Origin of the sequence: Verticiella alkaliphila (assembly GCF_018904615.1) — a bacterium.
In the GTDB taxonomy this organism is placed as follows: domain Bacteria; phylum Pseudomonadota; class Gammaproteobacteria; order Burkholderiales; family Burkholderiaceae_B; genus Verticiella; species Verticiella alkaliphila.
In genome coordinates this window covers 44551-64023 of record NZ_JADCNH010000016.1, presented here as the reverse complement: position 1 = coordinate 64023, position 19473 = coordinate 44551, and the positions used below count along the sequence as shown (strand labels likewise).

The window sequence follows — 19473 nt, the reverse complement described above, 5'->3', positions numbered from 1 at the left end:
CTCAGTTCAGGGCCTGCGCAGGGCCGAAGAACTCATAGCGTGCCTGGGCTTGGGGCACCCCCAGTGTGCCCAGGTCGCGCCGCACGCTCCCCATGAAGGGTGCCGGTCCGAGGAAGTACACATCCACGTCGCGATCCTCGGGCAGCCAGGCGGCTAGGCGTGCGGCATCCAGCCGACCTTGCACCACATCCTCGCCGTTGTCTGCGCCGGCCGCATCGTCGTAGCAGTAGAAGCGTTGCAGCTTCGGGGTCTGCGCCGCGCGGGCATCGATCCAGTCGCGAAACGCGTGCACCTGCGGGTGCCGAGCGCAATGAATGAAGCGCACGGGTCTGCCCGCCGCCAGCGCGGCATCCAGCATGGGCAGTGTCGGCGTGATGCCGACGCCACCGCTGATCAACACCACGGGCTTGTCACCCTCGGCCAGCGTGAAGGCACCCGCCGGCGGGAAGACGCCGAGCGTGTCGCCGACGTTCACGCGATCGTGCAGGTGCCGCGACACGGCGCCGTCGGGCTCGCGCTTGACGCTGATGCGCAGGCTGCGCCCATCCGCGGGCGCCGACAGGGAGTAGTTGCGCCGATGCTCGACACCGTCGATGACAAGTCGCAAGCCCAGATACTGACCCGGCTGGTGGCTGAGCACGGGGCCGCCGTCTTCGGGGGCGAGATGGAACGAGGTGATCTCGGCGCTTTCGCGCACCTTGCCTGTGACGCGAAAGCGCCGCTCGCCGCGCCAGCCACCGGTTGCCGTCGCGGTCTCGTCATAGACGCGCGCTTCTGCGGCGATGAGGATGTCGGCCAACTGCTGGTAGGCCGCGGCCCAGGCGTCGATCACGGCATCCGTCGCGATCTCCTCGCCCAGCACCTCGCGGATCGCGCGCAAGAGGCAGGTGCCCACGATTGGATAGTGTTCGGGCAGCACCTGCAGGGCGACGTGTTTGGCAATGATCTGGGCCGGCAGATCGCCCAGGCGCTCCAGATGATCGATGTGTCGTGCGTACATCAGCACCGCATTGGCCAGCGCACGGGGCTGCGCGCCACTCGTCTGATGGGCCTGATTGAAGAGAGGGCGCACCTGCGGGTACTCGGCGAGCATGATGCGGTAGAAGTGGGTGGTCAGCGCCTCCCCACCCGTCTCGAGCAGTGGGACGGTGGCCTTTACGATGGCGCGTTGGGCATCGGTCAACATGGAAACTCCTGGTCGTCGGTGTGTGGGCTCCTCCATGCAACGCCTATGCCAATGTCGGTGGCCAGCGAACATGCGGCTGTGCGGCTGTATGGGTCAATTTGACCACTGTCATGAGGGTGTCATTGAGACCACAATGGGGTCGATATGACCCACTCCGTGCTCCTCCAATCGCTCGTGCCGCTGATGGCCGATCTCTCGCGCGACATGCCTGAGCGTGAGCGCTTTCGCCGGCTCCTCGACACCCTGCGTGGCCTCTTGCCCTGCGACGCCACGGCGCTGCTGCGCCTGGACGGCGATGCCTTGCTGCCGGTAGCCATCGACGGACTGGTGCCGGACACGCTCGGGCGACGCTTCCGGCTGGACGAGCATCCGCGCCTGGCGGCGCTATTGGCAGCGGACGGGCCGCTGCGCTTTCCGGCCGATTCACCGCTGCCCGACCCTTATGACGGGCTGATCGACGCCGTGACGGGAGAGCTGGACGTGCACGACTGCATGGGCTGCCCGTTGCACGTGGATGGTGAGCCCTGGGGCGTCCTGACGCTGGATGCGCTGGCACCGGATCGCTTCACGTCCGAGCACATGGCAGCGTTGCGCGCCTTCGGCGAGCTCGCCTCGGCCACGGTGGCCGCCGTGGCCCGATTGCGGGCGCTGGCGCGTCAAGCCCGCGAGGAGCATCTGCGCGCTGAAGCGTATCGGGCCGCGGCGCATCCCCCCGCTCGTCAGCTCACCGGGCAGAGTGCCGCCTTCAAGCGGCTGTCCCGGGAGATCGACCTCGTTGCCGGGAGCGAGCTCACGGTGCTCGTGACGGGGGAGACGGGTGTGGGCAAGGAGCTGGTGGCGCAGGCGCTGCATGCCCGCTCGGCGCGCGCGGCCCGTCCTTTGATCAGCGTGAATTGCGCGGCGCTGCCGGACACCCTCGTCGAGAGCGAGCTCTTCGGCCACGTGCGCGGCGCCTTCACCGGGGCGAGCCGGGATCGTCAGGGCAAGTTCGAGCTTGCCGATGGCGGCACCTTGTTCCTCGATGAGGTGGGTGAGTTGCCACTGGCCGTGCAGGCCAAGCTGCTGCGGGTGCTGCAGAGTGGGCAGCTGCAGCGCGTGGGATCGGATCGCGAGCACCGGGTCGATGTCAGGCTGATCGCAGCCACCAACCGGGATCTGGCGGCCGAAGTCCGGGCAGGGCGGTTGCGTGCCGACTTCTACCACCGTCTGAGCGTGTACCCCTTGCACGTGCCGCCCCTGCGCGAGCGCGGTCGCGATGTCCTGGTCGCGGCGGGCTTCTTCCTGGAAGAGAACCGCTCGCGTCTGGGCCTGGGGGGTGTGCGGCTCGATGCCGATGCTCAAGCCGCTCTGCTCGGCTACGCCTGGCCCGGCAACGTGCGCGAGCTCGAGCATCTCATCGGGCGCAGTGTGCTCAAGGCGCTCGGCCGGCACGTGCCGCGGCCGCGCCTGTTGACGCTGACGGCCGACGATCTGGGACTGCCTGTCGTCGCACCGACGACGAGCGCTACCCCGGCAGCGGTGTCCGACGCTCCGGCCATGGACGAGGCCCGGCTTCCGACCGCGCCCGCCTCCTTGCGGGCCGCCGTGGATGCGCTCCAGCGCCGGCTCATCGAAGGCGCGCTCGCGCAGCACGATGGCAATCGTGCCGCGGCAGCACGCGTGCTGGGACTGGATCGGGCAAACCTCGCCCGATTGTGCCGACGCCTCGGCCTGGGCTGAGCACTGCCCGGCCCCGGCCCCGGCCGCCTTAGTCGGCAGTCTTGGCCAGTCGAGCGCCGAGCACTTCCGTCCACAACGCCTGCACGGCCGTGCGTTCGGCCACCATGAGCGCGGGCTCGACGCGCGCCTTGTCCACGCCTTGCAGGCGCAGGGCATGCTGCTCGCGCCGCAGACGGCGGTAGGCGTTGCCGGCCTGCAGCGCGATCTCCGTCGGGATCAATCCTGCCTCGCCGGCGATGCGCAACAGGGCGATGTTGCCCAGGTTGTCCAGGAGGGCGGGGTGCGCCTGCGCGTGGCGCAGCACCAGGTATTGGGTGACGAATTCCACGTCCACCATGCCGCCCGCGTCGTGCTTGAGATCGAAGAGACCTGTGGGATTGGGGTGCCCCGCGCTGATGCGCTCGCGCATGGCTCGCACTTCGGCAGCGAGTGCCTCCGGTTCGCGCGGCAGCAGCAGCACCTCCCGGCGGATCTCTTCGAAGCGCTCCCCCACGCCCGGATCGCCCACGGCAAAGCGGGCACGCGTGATCGCCTGGTGTTCCCACACCCAGGCCTGCGTGCGCTGATAGCGCTCGAAAGCGCTCAGGGCGGCGGCGACCAGGCCGGCGTCGCCGTCCGGGCGCAGCCGCAGATCGACTTCATAGAGTCGGCCCGAGGACGTCATTGAGCCCAGCCAGGACACGATGCGCCGGCCAAACCGCACGTAGCGCTCGCTGTCGTCGCCATTGGTGTCATCGAAGAGGAAGACGAGATCGAGATCGGACTCGTAGCCGAGCTCCTTGCCACCCAGCTTGCCGTAGGCGATCACGGCAAAGCGCGGCGGGCGCTCGTCGCCACGCGCGGCCTGCGGCCACACGCGGGCCAGTGTCTGCTCGAGGAGGAGATCGGCGAGCAGGGACAGGTAGTCGCCCACTTTTTCGACGGTGGCATGGCCTTCGAGATCCTGGGCGAGGATGTGAAAGCTCACCTGATGCCGCGTGTCTCGCAAGAGATTCATCTGGCGCTCGACGTCCGGCGAGCCGTCCGGCATCACGCAGGCATCCAGGCTCGTGACGAGCTGCTCGCGGATCTGTGCGAAATCCGGCGGCGCCATGAGGGCGCGCCAGTCGATGAGGCTGTCCAGGAGCAGAGGATGACGGGTCAGGTACTGCGCGGCCCACTCGCTCGCGGCCACCATGCGCGCCACGCGGGCGAGCGCCTGCGGGTACTCGGTGAGCAGCGACAGGTAGACGCGGCGCTGCGCGATCTGCTCGAAGAGATCGCACAGGCGCCCCAGCGCCACCTGCGGTGCGCGCGTGCCGGCCGCGGCCTTGATCGCCTCGGGCAGCAGCGCGTCCAGGCGTTGCCGGCTGGGCTCGGGCAGCGCGCGGATGCGCGGGGCGTCGCACAGCGCCGACACGCGGGCGCGCGCGCCTGCGGTGTCATCGGGGAACCACGCGCGGATCGCGGCTTCCATTGCCGAGCAGTCCGGATCGGCCGGCGGCGCCGTGGTCTCGGCAGTGCCGTTGTTCGCATCGGGCAGGCCTGTCATGCGGAACACGTCCCGGAAGGTGGCCTCGACAAAGGTGCGGTGTGCCGCGAGCTGCGCCTCGAAGCTCGCGCGATCGGCAAAGCCCATGGCGCGCGCGAGCGCCTCGCGCAGTTCCGGCTGGGTGGGCAGGATGTGCGTCTGCTGGTCGTCGCGATACTGCAGCATGTGCTCCAGTCGGCGCAGGAAGCGGTAGGCCGATTCCAGCTGCGTGGCGCTCGCGCTGTCGATGAGGCCGGCATCGCGCTCGGCATGCAGCGAGGCGAGGAGCCCGCGCGTCTGCAGCGCTGGCATGCGCCCGCCACGGATGAGCTGCGAGAGCTGGACGATGAACTCGATTTCCCGGATGCCGCCTTCGCCGAGCTTGACGTTGTCTGCCTGGCTCGCGTCGTCACCCGCGCGGCTGACGGCACGTCGATTCCAGTCGTCGCGGATGCGTTCGCGCAGTCCACGCAGGGCGGCAAGGGCGTCGAAATCGAAGTACTTGCGAAAGACGAATGGCCGCCGCAACGATTCGAGCTGCTCGATCTGGCCGCGCGAGGCGCTGCCGGGAAAGGCATCGGCCTCGATGTGGCGCGCCTTCAGCCAGGCATAGCGCTCCCACTCGCGGCCTTGGCTCACGAGATAGCTTTCGAAGGCGTCCAGGCTCCAGGCGAGCGGCGCCGCGTCGCCATCCGGACGCAGGCGCAAATCCGTGCGGAACACGTAGCCATGTTCGTCGATGTCGGCGAGCACCGGCATCATGCGCCGTGTGAGGCGGCCATAGAACTCGTGATGCGAGAGCGGTCGGCGGCCGGTCGTCTCGCCCTCATCGCCATACAGCATGACGAGATCGATGTCCGAGGAGACATTGAGCTCGCCACCGCCCAGCTTGCCCATGCCCATGATGAGCATTTCCTGGGGCAGGCCGTTGGCCGCCTCCTGTGGCACGCCGTGTGCTAACGCCAACTCCGCCGCAACGCTCCGATAGGCGCAGCCGACGGCCAGGTCGGCCAACGTCGTCATGGCGCCGGTGACTTCTTCCAGGCTCGCCTGCGCGCCCATGTCGCGCACCATGGCAAGCAGGAAGACGCGCTGGCGCAGGCGGCGCAGCGCGGTGCGGCACACGTCCACCGGCAAGGCGGCGGTGTCCGCATCGGGCACGCCGGCGAGCTCCGCAAGCCAGCCGCGGATGCGCGCCGGCGTGATAGGTTCGGTGCCAGCCTGCGCCAGCCAATCGGCCAGCGCCGGTTGGGCCTGGGCATGCAGCCGCAGATACGACGACCAGCCCAGTGCCGGTTCCAGCAAAGGGTGCCCAGTTGCAGCCATACGGAAGTCCTGAAGAGGCGTGAATGAGTGCGCGTGACACGCGGTATAAGATTAACGCATCGCCCCGACAGGCCTGACCCTGTTGTAGCACCCGAAAAGCAGGAAGCATGTTCATGGGCCAACCAGGGTCGCCTTCGCCAACGCCGGTGTCCGCCTCGCGCGCGCCCGGCCGGCGCTGGCTACGCGCGCTCCAGGTGTTGCTGTTGGCCGTCATGGCCGTGGCGGCCCTGGCGCTGGCCGCGCTGCGCTTCTGGTTCGTTCCCCATATCGATACCTATCGCCCCGCGCTCGAGCGCGCCGCCAGCCGCGTGGTGGACGCGCCGGTGCGCATCGATCGTCTGGCGGCGCAGTGGGAGGGCTGGACGCTGCGGCTCGAGGCCGATGGCGTCGCGGTGCTGGACGATGCGGGAGAGCCGGCGCTGAGCATCGGCCAAGCGCAGGCGGCGATCTCCTGGCGCAGTCTGGTGTATTGGCGTCCAGAATTCACCTATCTGGATGCCAGCGGCATCCGGCTGGACGTGCATCGCGAATCGGCGCGGCAATGGCAGGTGGCAGGCCGCCAGATCGAGGTGGGGCGCCGCGAAGGGCGGCTCCTGGATCGTCCGGCCATGCGGTGGTTGCTGCGCCAGCCGAGCGTGCAGGTGCGCGACGTCCAGGTGCAGCTGACGGATGCACTGGGCGAATGGCCTGACATGACGCTCACCGACGGCGCCGCGGCCCTGCAGCACGATCTGTTGGGCGATACGCGCTTTTCGGTGCAGGCCACGCCGCCGGCGGATTTGGGGCAATCGTTGACGGTGCGGGGCGAGCTGCACCGCGACGCCTTGCTCGATGCGACAGCCTGGCAAGGCGATCTCTTCGCGCAATGGCAGGACGTGGATGCCACGACACTGCAGGCGCTCCTGGGCGTGACGCAAACCCAATTCAGCGGCCGCGTGTCGGCCCGGGGCTGGGCGCGCGTGGAGGCTGGCCGGGTCGGCGGGTGGTCGGCGGACCTGGCGGTGTCCGACTTCGGGATGGCCGCACCGCAAGTGGCCGTGCAGGTGCCTGTCGGCACTGCGCACCTGCAAGGCGATGCCCGGCGAGAGGACGCCACGCTGACCTGGGAGCCGCTCGCTGGCACGCTCAGCCTGCCGCGCTGGTTCGAGGAGGCCGACATTCCCCTGCGGGATCTGGCCGGGGAACTGCGCGTGACGTACGCGGATGCCACGCCGGTGTGGCACTTCACGGGTCTGCGCGGCAGCGCGGGCGAGCCGGGGCAGTCGGCGCACTTCGCCGTCGATGGCCAATGGCAGAAAGGCGGGCGCGGCGTGGCCGGGCTCATCGATCTCACCGGGCGCGTGGAGGAGGCCGATGCACGTGCTGTCTCCCGCTTCATGCCGCGCCAGATCGGGCCGGCCGTGCGGCGCTGGCTGCGCGACGGCATCGCCGACGGTCGGATCTCCCAGACCCAGGTGACGCTGCGTGGCGATCTCGCGGATTTCCCGTTCGACAAACATCCCGACGCGGGCGAGTTTCGGGTGGCGGGCGAGGTGACTGACCTCACCCTGGACGTGTTGCCGCAGCGTGCCGGCACGTGGCCGCGCTTCGAGGCTGTCAATGGGCACCTGGAAGTCGCCCGGGCGAGCCTGACCGCGCACGTGCGAGATGCCCGGGTGCAGGCTGGCCTGCCGGCCGCCGTGGCCATCGGACCCACGCACGTCGAGATTCCCGATCTGCACGCGGGCGCCGTGTTGACAGTCGGGGGCGAGGCGCACGGTCCGGCCTCCGCCTTCCTCGCGTATGTGCGGGCCACGCCGCTCGAGGGGTTCACCGGCGGATTCCTGCGCGAGACCCGGGCCGACGGGAGCTTGACCGTACCGCTGACGGTGCGGGTGCCGTTGGCGCAGGTGAGCGACACCGAGGTCGAGGGAGAGGTGCAGTTGGCGGGCAATACGGTGCGCCTGCATCCGCTCGCGCCGCCCTTCGCGAACACCCATGGCGCCGTGACGTTCACCCAGAAGCGCATCGGGGCGCGCGACGTGCGCACCCGGTGGCTGGATGGGCCGCTGCGCGCCCAGGGCGAGGTCGAGCTGGCCGGCGGTGGGGCGATCACGCTCGATGGTGTGCTGCAGGCGAGCGCCATCCGGCGTGCCTGGCCCGCCGGGGTGCTCGAACAGATGCAAGGCAGCCTGACCTATCGCGGCGAGGTGACGGGCGGCCCGAAGGGCTTGGCCATGACGGTGAACTCGGATCTGCGTGGTCTGGCCCTGTCGCTGCCCGCGCCGCTCGCCAAGCCGGCGGGCGTGGCATGGCCGACGACGATCCGGGTTCGTCAGGGCGCCAGCGAAGGGACGCGCGAGGTGGCGGTTTCCGTGGGCCAGGTGCTCGATGCCATCGCCGAATTCGGCGGGACTGACGCCGGGGCGGCGCCGCGCCGGGTTGGCGTCGGTGTCGGCCGTGCCGCCCGTCTGCCAGAGGCCGGGGTGGGATTGGATGTGAAGACCGACGTGCTCGATCTCGGGCAGTGGGCCGAGGCGGCCGCCGCGCTCGCTGCCCAGGGCGAAGACGCCGCCGGCGCCGCTGCGGCAGATTGGGCCGCGCGCCTGCCGGTCACCGCCACCATCGAAGCCGGGCGGATCGACGCCGTGGGACAGCGCCTGGATGCGGCCCGCGTGCAGGTGACGCGTACCGCCGCGGGGCGGGTGGCAGGCCCGGCTGCGGGCGCGCCAGGCTGACGGCTCACTCACGGTGGTGCCGGGCACGCCAGGGTCTTGGCAAGGCCGCTTCGCGCGGCTGTCGCTGGAGCCGGCGCCGGGCGCGGACAAGGCCAGGCAGGGCACGACGACATCCGAGGCCGACACCACGGCCACGCTGCCCGACCTGGACCTGCAGATCGATCGATTCGCCTTTCATGGCCGCGATCTGGGTCAGGTGCGCGTGGCGGCGGACAACGTCGGTACGGACGGGCACCGATGGCACGTGCGTGAACTGTCCATCGTCAACCGCGACGCCGCCTTGTCCGCGCACGGCAGTTGGGAGCCCGTCAATGGCGGCACGCGCCGGCGCACCACGCTGGACGTGAGCGTGGAGGTGCACGATGCCGGTGGCCTGCTCGGCCGGCTGGGCTTCAACGATGTCGTGGCGGGCGGCAAGGGTCACGTCAAGGGCTCGGTGGGCTGGGCCGGGGCGCCGTTCTCCTACGATGTGGCCCAGCTGGATGCCCACGCCGGCGTCGCCCTGGACGAGGGGCGCTTTCTTCAGACTGACAATACCGCCGGTCGTCTGCTGGGCCTGTTGTCGCTGCAGACGCTCGCGCGCGCCGCGACCTTCAGCGAGGGCAACCTCTTTGCCGCCGGATTCGCGTGGGACACCTTGCGCTCGGAGGTGTCGGTGGGCGGGGGCGTGGCCCGCATCGACAGCTTCCAGCTGCATGGGGCCAGCGCCACGGCGGTGTTGTCCGGCACGGCCGACCTGGTGCGCGAGCGCGCCGACCTGCGCGCCGTGATTGTGCCCCACGTGGATGCGAGCGGCGCCGCACTGCTGGCGGGGCTGGCCGTCAATCCCGTGTTGGGCGCGGGGGCGTTCCTGGCACAGTGGCTCCTGCAGAAACCGATTTCCGAGGCGTTGACCATGCAGTATGCGGTGACCGGCCCCTGGAGCGGACCGCAAGTCACCCGGATTGATCGCTGATACGGCGGGTTTACACTCACACTATCCTCTTCTCCCCTGAGACCATGCCTGGATCGTCCTCCCCCGCCGCGCCCTTGCCGGTCGCCGCGGTGCAAATGGTGTCCACACCCGACGTCGCCGAGAATCTCGCCGCGGCGGGTGAGGGCATTGCGCGGGCGGTCGCCGGGGGCGCGCGGCTGGTCCTGCTGCCCGAGTACTTCTGTCTGATGGGGCTGTCGGAGACCGACAAGGTCCGGGTGCGCGAGACAGAGGGCGAGGGCCCTATCCAGGCGTTCCTTGCCGAGTCGGCCGCTCGCCACGGCATCTGGCTCGCCGGTGGTACGTTGCCGCTCGCCTGCAGCGAGCCGGATCGCGTCTACAACACCACGCTCGTGTATGGGCCAGAGGGCCAGCGCGTGGCCCGCTACGACAAGATCCACTTGTTTCGCTTTTTTCAGGGTGGGGATGCGTTCGACGAAGCCCGCACCATCGTCCCGGGTCGCACGCCAGTGGCCTTCGATGGGCCAGGCGCGCGTGTCGGCTTGTCGATCTGCTATGACCTGCGCTTTCCCGAACTGTATCGGGCGCTGGGCGAGGTGGACTTGATCCTCGTGCCCTCCGCCTTCACCTACGCCACAGGCAAGGCGCATTGGGAGATGCTTCTGCGCGCGCGTGCCGTGGAGAACCAGTGCTATGTGCTCGCGGCCGCCCAGGGCGGCACTCACCCGAGCGGGCGCCGCACGTGGGGCCATTCCCTGCTGATCGATCCGTGGGGCGAGGTGCTCGATTGCTGTGAGACGGGGCCGGGCGTAGCTGCCGGCCTCGTTGACCCCGCCCGTCTGGCCCAGGTGCGCGCTGCCCTGCCTGCCCTGTCGCATCGCGTCCTGGCCTGACGCGCGTCCAAACCTTTCTGCCGAATCTATGAAACTCGTCGAACCCAACATCCAGGCCCTGGCCACCGCCGAATCCCTGTTGCTTGCCCCGTGGGGCCTGACGCAGGACGATCTGTCGCGTGCGCTGGCCGAGATCTTCACCCATCGTGTCGACTACGCCGACCTGTACTTTCAGTACACGCGCAGCGAAGGCTGGAGCCTGGAGGAGGGCATCGTCAAGACGGGCAATTTCTCCATCGAGCAAGGGGTAGGGGTGCGCGCCCTGTCCGGCGAGAAGACGGCATTCGCCTACTCCGATTCGCTCTCGCGCGAAGCGTTGCTGTCCTCTGCGCGTGCCGTGCGCAGCATCGCCCGTCAGGGCGCGGGCCGCACCAAGGTGGCCGGGGCGTTCTCGCAGCGTGGCGCCCGCACGCTGTACGGCGATCTCGATCCAGTCGCCTCGATGGACGCGCCCGAGAAGGTGGCACTGCTCGAACGTCTGGAGCGTCGGGCCCGCGCCGCCGATCCGCGCATCATCCAGGTGATGGCGGGCCTGGGGGCGGAGTACGACGTCGTCATGGTCGTGGGCAGCGATGGGCGCCTGGCCGCAGACGTGCGCCCGCTGGTGCGGCTGAGCCTTACTGTGCTCGTGGAGCAGGGTGGGCGGCGTGAGGCCGGCCACGCTGGCGGCGGCGGCCGCTCGGGGCTCGAATACTTCTCCGACGCGTTGCTGGACGAATACGTGGCCCGGGCCGTGCACGAAGCCACCACCAATCTGGAGTCCCGGCCCGCACCGGCGGGCGAGATGCCCGTGGTGCTGGGCTCCGGCTGGCCGGGCATCCTCTTGCACGAGGCCGTGGGTCACGGCCTCGAAGGCGACTTCAACCGCAAGGGCTCCAGCGTCTTTTCCGGGCGCATCGGCGAGCGCGTGGCGGCCAAGGGCGTCACGGTGATCGACGACGGTACGCTGTCCGGGCGACGCGGTTCGCTCAACGTGGATGACGAAGGCAATCCTTCTCAGTGCAACGTGCTCATCGAGGACGGCATCCTGCGCGGCTACATGCAGGACAGCCTGAACGCCCGGCTCATGAAGACCGCGGTCACCGGCAACGGCCGGCGCGAATCCTTCGCCCACCTGCCGATGCCGCGCATGACGAACACCTACATGCCCAACGGCGACAAGGATCCGCAGGAGATCATCGCGTCGGTCAAGCGTGGCCTCTACGCCGTGAACTTCGGCGGCGGCCAGGTCGACATCACCAACGGCAAGTTCGTGTTCTCGGCTTCCGAGGCCTACATGATCGAGAACGGCCGCGTCACGTATCCGGTCAAGGGCGCCACCCTGATCGGCAACGGACCGGACGCGATGACGCGCGTGCGCATGGTTGGCAACGACATGCGGCTGGATTCCGGGGTGGGTACGTGCGGCAAGGATGGCCAGAGCGTCCCTGTCGGCGTGGGGCAGCCGACCTTGCGGATCGATGGGTTGACGGTGGGTGGTACGGCCTGACGGTCGTCCCGCCTACCCTGGCGTCTGCACCTGCGTCGCTCGGCCTTGCGGCGGCGCGGCCGTCTTGCCTTTGCCCAGGCGTCCACGCTCCGAGAGCCGCATCAGCGTGCGCAGGGCAACGACGCCGCCGATGGCCTCGATGACGCCAGCCGGGATCCACAGGATGAGCCCGCCCAGGTTCTGGTCGAACTGCGCCGTGAAGTTCAGGGCGCGGCCGCAGACGTCATAGACGGGGTAGAAATCGCGCTCGCTGAAGGTGAGCACGGCACCCGCGATGATCTGCGGGGTCATGGTGATGATGGGCGAGAGCACGCGCATGCCGGGCGACAGGGCGGCGGGCGGGCTGGGGCGGCGGTCCAGCAGCAGATTCCAATAGAGGATGCCGCTGATCACCACGGACCAGTTCATGAGCCGGTAGAGCTGCCAGTCCAGCATCGCGTAGAACTGGATGCCGGGCACCAGCCAGACGAGCACGAGCAAAACGAAGGCGAGCCCGACCAGGAATGGGTTGGTGAGGAGCCAGGTGACTGCCTGGCCCGGCCCGGTGCGCCGGAATCGGTGCAGCGCGCTGCGCCAGGCCAGAGGCATGCCCGCACGCATCACGGAACCGGGATAGGCGGCCATGATGAGCAAAGGTGCCAAGTGGTGCAGCACGACGTGCTGAGCGCGATGGATGAAGAACATGCGCTCGGCGTAGTAATCCAGGCGCGTGTGCATGGACAGGTACAGGATGACCATGCCTGTCCAGAAGAGCGCGTGGCGCGCCGTGCCGACGCGCTGATGGCGGGCGCCGCGCACGAAGAGCGCGATGCTCACGGCGAAAGCCGCGAGCAGGGTGGGCGAGAACTCCCACGGGACGAGCCACAGCAGCCAGTCGGTCATGGCGCGGCACCCTGCGTGTCAGCGTGGCCTGCCACGCTCAACGCCCGGCCAGCCACGCGATGAGCCGGTCGTTGAAGGCGCGGATGCCGGAGGCCTTCGGATCGTTCGCCATGATCGCGACGAGATACCGGCGTCCGCTCGCACCCAGCACGTAGCCCGCCAATGCACTCACATCACGCAGCGTGCCGGTCTTCAGGTGGGCGCGGCCGGCGGTGTTCCCGTCGCGCCAGCGGCGGCGCACGGTGCCGTCTTCGCCTGCCACGGCCATGGACGACAGGAACTCCGGCATGCGCGGCGATTCCCAGGCGGATTCGAGCATGGCCGCCAGGCTGGCAGCCGAGATGCGTCCGTCGCGCGAGAGGCCGGAGCCGTTGTCCACCACCAGTTCGGGAAAACGCAGGCCCTGGCTCGCCAGCACGTTGGCCAGCGCGCGCTGGCCGGTGAAGGTGGTCGCGGGCCCGTCGCCCAGCTCGGCGCCCAACGTGAGCAGCATCATGCGCGCCATCACGTTGTTGCTTTGTTTGTTCACCGTGCGGATCTGCTCGGACAACGGGCGCGATTCGCGCGCGGCCAGCACGGTGGCGCCAGCGGGCGTCTGGCCGCTCACCACCGGGCCCGTGAGCGTGCCGCCGAGTTCGCGCCACATCTGGGCGAGGACGGCGGTGGTGTGCTGGGGCTGGGTGAGCGCGAGCCGGTAGGCCGAAAATTCCCCACAGGACAGCGCCACGCTGCCCGTCACGCGCAGCGTGATGCCTTGTGCGTCGCTGGATTGATCGGTGCGCACGGCCGGCGCGCCGGGGCAGGCGGCGCGGGTGGCGCGCACCTGATTGTCGACCCGAATACCGGGGATAGGCGGGTCGAGCACGACGTTCCATTGCCCGGTTGCCGTGTCTGGCAGATACAGCAGACGCAGCGCACCGAAACCCACCATCAGGGCATCCGGGCTCGCGTTGTAGACGCGGTCAGGCGAATTGTCGAAGGCACCCGGATCGATCGTGACGTCGCCGAAACGGCTGCGGTCGACGACGATGCCTGGCATCTGTCTCACGCCACGCAGGCGCAGCTCACGCATCAGCTGCCAGAGATCTTCCAGGCGCATGTCGGGGTCGCCGCCCGCGCGTAGGTAGAGCGGGCCGGACAAAGTGCCGTCCGGTCCGACACGCGCGCCGGCCGGTGCCAGGAGCTCCGTGCGCCAGGTGTAGCTCGGGCCCAGCCCTTCGAGGGCGGCATAGGTCGTCACGAGCTTCATCACCGATGCCGGATTGCGCGGCTGTCCGGGGTTGATGGCGATCATGGGCGGCTGGCCAACTTCGGCCACTACGACCGACACGGCGTTCTCGGACAGGCCGCTGCGCTGGAAGGCTTCGCGCAGCTCGGCCGGCAGCATGTCCATGCGGTCGGCCGCTGGCGTGGCCACGTAATCGATGGGCGCGCGCATCTGCGGCGTCACCGTGAGCCGGCTCTGCGGCTCGACGGTGCCTTGCGCGGCGGGTGCGCCCGTGTCCAGCGTGGGCGTCATCGCTTCGCGTGGCGTGCCACACCCGGCGAGCACGAGAATGAAGCCGGTTGCGCCGAGACGGCGCAGCGTGCGGGCCAGGGGGAATGAGGCTGCCACGGGAACTCCGATGCGGGGAGGGTCGATCAGATGCGCGAATTCGCCGACCCGCCACTGTACCGCGTCCATGGGGGTGCGAAAAAGTCGTGTCACATCGTAGCGGCCAGGGGCCGGTTCCTGTGAGGTCTCCGTCCAGGCATGCCGTTTGCTTCAGCGGACTCGCTCCGGCAGGCTCATACCGGGCTGTTGGGAGCGGTACGGCGCGCGGCTTGGGCAAGGCGCGCTGCTATCATGATTTCCCGTCATACGCCCTTTGAGGAATCATCATGTCCACTCGTGGTAGCTCCAGCCAAGATCTGATTACCGACGTCAAGAGCGGTTTGCACAATGTTGAGGAACTGCTGCGCGAAGCGGCCTCCTCCACGGGCGACAAGGCTGCCGAACTGCGCGACTCTGCGCTGTCCTCGTTGAAGCGTGCGCGCGAGACGCTGATGGACGTGCAGGACACGGTCGTCGAACGCGGCCGCAAGGTGGCCCGCGCCACGGACGACTATGTGCATGACAATCCCTGGCGTTCGCTTGGCGTGGCCGTGGCTGCCGGCTTCGTCATCGGCCTGCTGATCAATCGTCGCTGATGGCTGCGCAACCGCCCACCATCAGCGCCGCGCTGCGCTCGCTGTCAGCTAGTGTGCTGGCAGTCGGGCGCACTCGCCTTGAGCTCTTCGGCATCGAGTTCGCCGAGCAGAAGGCCAATGCGATGCGCGCCGGCATCCTCGCCGCCGTCGGACTGCTGTGCCTTGCCATGGCTGCCGCGGTGTTCACGGCCTTCATTGCCGTCATCTTCTGGGATACCGAGCACCGCTTGCTCGCTGTCGGGCTGCTGGGCCTGGCCTGGCTGCTGGGTGGGGTGGCTTGTCTCCTCATCGTGATGCGCAGCGTGCGTCAGGCGCAACATCCGTTCAGTCTGACGCTGGCCGAACTGGAGCGCGACTACGACGTGCTGACCTCACCGTTGGCTGATCCGGACTCCACGCGTGCCGAACGTCAGGCCGTGGTGCAGCGCGCCGATGCCGGGCCGACCGAGCCCGTGCCCCCCGTCACGCCAGGAGGCCAGTCATGAGTCAATCCGCATCGGATCGTGCGATCCGCAAGGCGCTCCTGCAGGCGCATGCCGAGGTCGAGCGCATCGAGCTCGCCCGCAGCATCGCCGTCGTGCGCGAGGCGGTGCAGCCGCGCACGCTGCTCCAGCGCGTGCTGCCCTTCAAGCTCGGTGGCGGCGGTGGACAATCGTCTGGCTCGCCTGGGCTCTTTTCCCAGATCGGGTCCCAAGTCTCGACTTTCTACAACCGCTATCCACTGCTCTGGTCGAGCGTGGGCTCCGTGGTGTTTCGGCGTACGCGTTTTGGCCGGCTCTTCAAGCTGGCGGGCGTGGCGCTGGCGGTGCAGCGCGGTTTGAAAGGCTCGCGTCCCGTGCGGCGCGCACCGCGCTGACCCCTGTTGACGGATAGGGTGTCGCCGGGGCCTGCGGGCCCCGGTATGACGTCGGCGCCCGTGGGCGCCGACGTCACGTGGGTGCCCTGCAACGTCTCACAGCCCCAGCGCACCCCACATCGCGTCCACGCGGGCGTTCACGGTGTCGTCCATGACGATGGGCCGTCCCCACTCCCGCTGCGTCTCGCCCGGCCACTTGTTGGTGGCGTCCATGCCCATCTTGCCGCCCAAGCCCGACACAGGCGAGGCGAAATCCAGATAGTCGATCGGGGTGTTCTCCACGAGCACGGTGTCGCGCACGGGATCCATGCGCGTCGTCATCGCCCAAACCACTTCCTTCCAGTCCCGCACGTTCACATCCTCGTCCACCACGACAATGAACTTGGTGTACATGAACTGGCGCAGCACGCTCCAGATCCCGAAGAGAATGCGCTTGGCATGGCCGGGATACTGCTTGCGGATCGACACGATCGCCATGCGATAGCTGCAGCCTTCAGGCGGCAGGTAGAAATCCACGATCTCCGGGAACTGCCGGCGCAGCAGCGGCACGAAGACTTCGTTGAGCGCCACGCCCAGCACGGCCGGTTCGTCGGGCGGTTTGCCGGTGTAGGTGGAGTGGTAGATCGGGTCCGAACGCATGGTGATGCGCTCGACGGTGAAGACCGGGAACCACTCCTGTTCGTTGTAGTAGCCCGTGTGATCGCCGTAGGGGCCTTCGAGCGCCACTTCGTAACCCGTATCGGGCGGAGGCGGCGCGCCCTCAGGCCGCGTGGGCGGCAGGGCGTCCGGATGGTTCGACGGCAGCAGGTGGCCTTCGAGGATGATCTCGGCCGTGGCCGGCACTGTCAGGTCACTGCCCAGGGCCTTGACCACCTCGGTGCGTGCCCCACGCAAGAGCCCCGCGAACTGATACTCGGACAAGGCATCCGGCACTGGGGTCACGGCGCCCAGCGTCGTGGCCGGGTCCGCTCCCAGGGCAACGGCGATCGGGAAGGGCTGACCGGGGTTGGCCAACGCATGGTCGCGAAAATCCAGGGCGCCGCCGCGGTGCGACAGCCACCGCATGATGAGCTTGTTGCGCCCGATCGGTTGCTGGCGATAGATGCCCAGGTTCTGGCGCTTGCGGTGCGGCCCGCGCGTGATGACCAGCCCCCACGTCAGCAACGGGGCGACGTCGTCAGGCCAGCAGTGCTGAATGGGCAGTGAGGCCAGATCCACGTCCTTGCCTTCGATCACGACTTGCTGGCAGGGCGCGTTGCGCACGGTGCGCGGCGCCATGTCCCAGAGCGCCGCTTTGAGCATGCCCACCTTGGCGACCGCATCGCGCAGGCCGCGCGGCGGCTCGGGCTCGCGCAGCGAGGCGAGCAGTTCGCCCACCTCCCGCAGCGCGCCCACGCTGTCTGCGCCCATGCCGAAGGCCACGCGATCCGGGGTGCCAAAGAGGTTGGCCAGCACCGGCATGCCGTGTGGCGCACCCTCGCGCGTTCGCGCGTTCTCGAAGAGCAGGGCAGGGCCGCCGGCGCGTAGAACACGGTCGCTGATGGCGGTCATTTCCAGGTGCGTGCTGACGGGGGCTGTGATGCGTTTGAGCTCGCCTCGCGATTCCAGCCGCGCGATGAAGTCGCGCAAATCCTTGTACTTCATGCTCTTTGCTTACCGATATCTTACAAAAAAGTCTGTTAATACCCGGGTAGAAAGCGGATTTTTCCTTGCCGAGGCAGAAATCGCATTCCTATACTAGCGCCCGACTCCCACGACGTCTGCACGCACGGCAGGCTTTACGCCGCCGCGTGAGGACGATTTTTTTCCAATGAAGTGGCGCGCTCGCGCCATGATCGAATGGGTACGGCCATATAGGATACCCCGCGTATCTGGTCGTGCAGGTTCCCCCGACAAGGAGGTAAACATGCCCGACGCGCAAGGTCCGAGTACGTTGCGTAGCCCTTCAACCGCCAGTGCGCAACCGCGCAGCACGCCGCGTGCGCGCCATGCCGTCGCCGCCCTGGCCGCCGTTGCCGCACTTGGCTTCGGCACGAACGCGCAGGCTGTGCAGCCGACCGTGACCGCCGCTCAGGCCGCCACCGCTGTCACCACCTCCACCAGCGTGCTGCTGGAAGCCGCCAAGGCCCTGGAGGCCACGCGAGAGCAAAGCAGGAATCAGACCCGCCATGCGGCGGGCACGAAGGACGCCCACGCCAAGGCGCTGCAGTCGTACATCGCGGACAAGTACCGCGTGTCCGCCGGCACCGTGCGTTCGGTCGTCGAGACCGCCTGGAACGTGGGCGGCTCCATGCAGATGGATCCGTTGCTGCTGCTGGCCGTGATGGCGATCGAGTCGAGCTTCAATCCGCGTGCCGAGAGCGGGATGGGCGCCCAGGGGCTGATGCAGGTGATGACGCGCATCCACCGTGACAAGTTCGAACCGTTCGGTGGCATCAAGACGGCATGGCATCCCGAGGTGAACATCAACGTGGGCGCGCAGATCCTGCAGGAGTGCATCAACCGCCGCGGTTCGGTGGCCGCAGGCCTCACGTGCTACGTGGGCTCGCCGGGCACGGCGAGCAGCTATGGTCGAAAGGTTCTGGCCGAGCGTGACCGTCTGCGCGCCCTGATGCCGGTCGAGGCCGAAGTGCTGACGGCCTCCGCCCCGGGCGAGAGCGATGTCTCCACGCTGAGCCTGGCAGCACGCGAAGGCGACATCGGCAACGAGCCGGTGGAGATCACCGCTTCGCTCACCCAGCGCGATCTGAGCAGCGCGGACATGTAAGCGCGCGTTGGCCCCTGCGGTGCCAGCGCTTGAGGCGAGGCGGTGTACCATGCCGCCTCGCCTGTTTTTTTGCCGTGTCTCTATTATTAGTAGGCTCCATGCAGCCCTCGCGTCGCGCCTTTCTCACCGCCGGCCGTGGCCTCGCGACGGCCTGGGGCCGCTTCTCCCAGCGACTTGCGCTCGTCGTGCGGGGCCGCTTCGAGGATCTCACCGAAAGCCGTGATGCGCCCGGTCTCGCGCGGCTCACGCTGGCCCGTGACGAAGACGTGCATCACGCCCGCGCGCTCTGCGCGGAGTGCGGCGTGACGCTGGCACTGGAGGGTGCCGCCATGGCCCCTACGGAGGCTCCTCGTCTGCTGCTCGACCCGCGGCGCCTGGACGCCATCACCCCGCAGGCCGATGGCCGTTGGCGCGTCGCGCCCGGCGCCACGCTTGGCGCACTTCGTGAACACTGGCCCGAGGCCTGCCCAGGCGCGCCGTCGGATCTCACCGTGATGCACTGGCTTGCCGAGCCCGCCTGGCAAGGCTGGGCCACATCCGGCACGCCAGACAGCGGGCTGATGCACGCCGACGTGCTGCTGGCCGATGGCACGCTTGAAGCCTTCGGTCCTTTCGGTGCCGACGCCCGGCGTCCCGCGCTCTCGGCTGCGGCCAGCCGGCGCGTGGCCGATCTCTTCAGCATGGCCATGGACCCTGCCCACGCCGCCTGGCGCGACGCGCCGCGCTGGCCGGCCCGCTACCGCCTGGACGCCTTGTGGGCCGAGTCCCCGAATCTGTCTCATCTCATGCTGGGCGGTGCCGGCACGCTAGGCTGGCCCGTCGCTCTGGTGTTCGCGCGCGTGTCCCACGCAGTCATGCTGCCGTCCGCAGAGGCTCTCGTGCCGAGGACGCTGGCGCCCGCGAGCCGTCCTCTCGAGCACCGCCTGCGTGCCATCCTCGACCCGGCCGGCCTCTGGCCCGATCTGCCGCCGGTTGTCTAAAGGCCGGCTCCCAGCCGATAATCC

At 68.9% G+C, this 19473-nt stretch carries 15 protein-coding genes; 10 read left to right on the top strand and 5 right to left on the bottom strand.

What is annotated here, in order from left to right:
- Position 1: 1 nt before the first annotated feature.
- Positions 2–1186 (bottom strand): NO-inducible flavohemoprotein, encoded by a 1185-nt coding sequence (gene hmpA / locus IMZ29_RS12195; protein WP_216184118.1) that lies wholly within the window; start codon positions 1184–1186, stop codon positions 2–4.
- A 144-nt stretch (positions 1187–1330) separates the two neighbouring features.
- Between hmpA and norR the strand changes: the two genes are divergently transcribed.
- The gene (norR, locus tag IMZ29_RS12190) at positions 1331–2905 is read left to right on the top strand and encodes a nitric oxide reductase transcriptional regulator NorR (protein ID WP_216184116.1); all 1575 of its coding nucleotides are present in this window, start codon (positions 1331–1333) and stop codon (positions 2903–2905) included.
- A 28-nt stretch (positions 2906–2933) separates the two neighbouring features.
- On the opposite strand, the gene glnE is transcribed toward norR, so the two are convergent.
- On the bottom strand, positions 2934–5741 hold the full coding sequence (glnE, locus tag IMZ29_RS12185) for a bifunctional [glutamate--ammonia ligase]-adenylyl-L-tyrosine phosphorylase/[glutamate--ammonia-ligase] adenylyltransferase (protein WP_216184114.1): 2808 nt from the start codon (positions 5739–5741) through the stop codon (positions 2934–2936).
- 113 nt (positions 5742–5854) lie between these two features.
- On the opposite strand from glnE, the gene IMZ29_RS12180 reads away from it, so the two are divergent.
- From IMZ29_RS12180 to tldD, 4 genes are read left to right on the top strand one after another with little or no spacing between them, the layout of a single operon-like run.
- Positions 5855–8458 carry a YhdP family phospholipid transporter gene (locus IMZ29_RS12180; protein ID WP_216184104.1) on the top strand — a complete coding sequence of 868 codons (2604 nt, stop codon included), beginning with the start codon at positions 5855–5857 and terminating at the stop codon, positions 8456–8458.
- A gap of 13 nt (positions 8459–8471) precedes the next feature.
- The gene (locus tag IMZ29_RS12175; protein ID WP_216184102.1) at positions 8472–9413 is read left to right on the top strand and encodes a YhdP family protein; all 942 of its coding nucleotides are present in this window, start codon (positions 8472–8474) and stop codon (positions 9411–9413) included.
- Positions 9414–9457: 44 nt separating this feature from the next.
- Positions 9458–10285: a carbon-nitrogen hydrolase family protein gene (locus IMZ29_RS12170; protein ID WP_216184100.1), complete on the top strand. Its 828-nt coding sequence runs from the start codon at positions 9458–9460 to the stop codon at positions 10283–10285.
- Positions 10286–10313: 28 nt separating this feature from the next.
- Positions 10314–11774: a metalloprotease TldD gene (gene tldD / locus IMZ29_RS12165; protein ID WP_216184097.1), complete on the top strand. Its 1461-nt coding sequence runs from the start codon at positions 10314–10316 to the stop codon at positions 11772–11774.
- 12 nt (positions 11775–11786) lie between these two features.
- Here tldD and IMZ29_RS12160 read toward each other — a convergent pair whose 3' ends face one another.
- Both IMZ29_RS12160 and dacB read right to left on the bottom strand, forming a co-directional pair.
- On the bottom strand, positions 11787–12656 hold the full coding sequence (locus tag IMZ29_RS12160) for a cytochrome c oxidase assembly protein (protein ID WP_216184095.1): 870 nt from the start codon (positions 12654–12656) through the stop codon (positions 11787–11789).
- A gap of 37 nt (positions 12657–12693) precedes the next feature.
- Positions 12694–14271: a D-alanyl-D-alanine carboxypeptidase/D-alanyl-D-alanine endopeptidase gene (gene dacB, locus IMZ29_RS12155; protein ID WP_371820245.1), complete on the bottom strand. Its 1578-nt coding sequence runs from the start codon at positions 14269–14271 to the stop codon at positions 12694–12696.
- Between the two features lie 266 nt (positions 14272–14537).
- Here dacB and IMZ29_RS12150 point away from each other — a divergent pair, with 266 nt between their 5' ends.
- The 3 genes from IMZ29_RS12150 to IMZ29_RS12140 are packed head-to-tail and all read left to right on the top strand — an operon-like array spanning position 14538 to position 15702.
- Complete coding sequence (locus IMZ29_RS12150; RefSeq protein WP_216184092.1) at positions 14538–14846, top strand: ElaB/YgaM/YqjD family protein; 309 nt, start codon at positions 14538–14540, stop codon at positions 14844–14846.
- Positions 14846–15331, top strand: coding sequence for a phage holin family protein (locus IMZ29_RS12145; protein ID WP_216184090.1), 486 nt, complete (start codon positions 14846–14848; stop codon positions 15329–15331). Before IMZ29_RS12150 ends, IMZ29_RS12145 begins: the two co-directional genes overlap by 1 nt.
- Positions 15328–15702 carry a hypothetical protein gene (locus IMZ29_RS12140; RefSeq protein ID WP_216184088.1) on the top strand — a complete coding sequence of 125 codons (375 nt, stop codon included), beginning with the start codon at positions 15328–15330 and terminating at the stop codon, positions 15700–15702. Before IMZ29_RS12145 ends, IMZ29_RS12140 begins: the two co-directional genes overlap by 4 nt.
- Before the next feature lie 96 nt (positions 15703–15798).
- On the opposite strand, the gene IMZ29_RS12135 is transcribed toward IMZ29_RS12140, so the two are convergent.
- Positions 15799–17346: a UbiD family decarboxylase gene (locus tag IMZ29_RS12135; protein WP_216184086.1), complete on the bottom strand. Its 1548-nt coding sequence runs from the start codon at positions 17344–17346 to the stop codon at positions 15799–15801.
- Positions 17347–17608: 262 nt separating this feature from the next.
- Between IMZ29_RS12135 and IMZ29_RS12130 the strand changes: the two genes are divergently transcribed.
- Together IMZ29_RS12130 and IMZ29_RS12125 are read left to right on the top strand one after the other, a co-directional pair.
- Positions 17609–18469 (top strand): lytic transglycosylase domain-containing protein, encoded by an 861-nt coding sequence (locus IMZ29_RS12130; RefSeq protein WP_216184083.1) that lies wholly within the window; start codon positions 17609–17611, stop codon positions 18467–18469.
- A 98-nt stretch (positions 18470–18567) separates the two neighbouring features.
- Positions 18568–19449, top strand: a complete 882-nt coding sequence (locus IMZ29_RS12125) for an FAD-binding protein (RefSeq protein WP_216184082.1) — start codon at positions 18568–18570, stop codon at positions 19447–19449.
- Positions 19450–19473 lie beyond the last annotated feature (24 nt).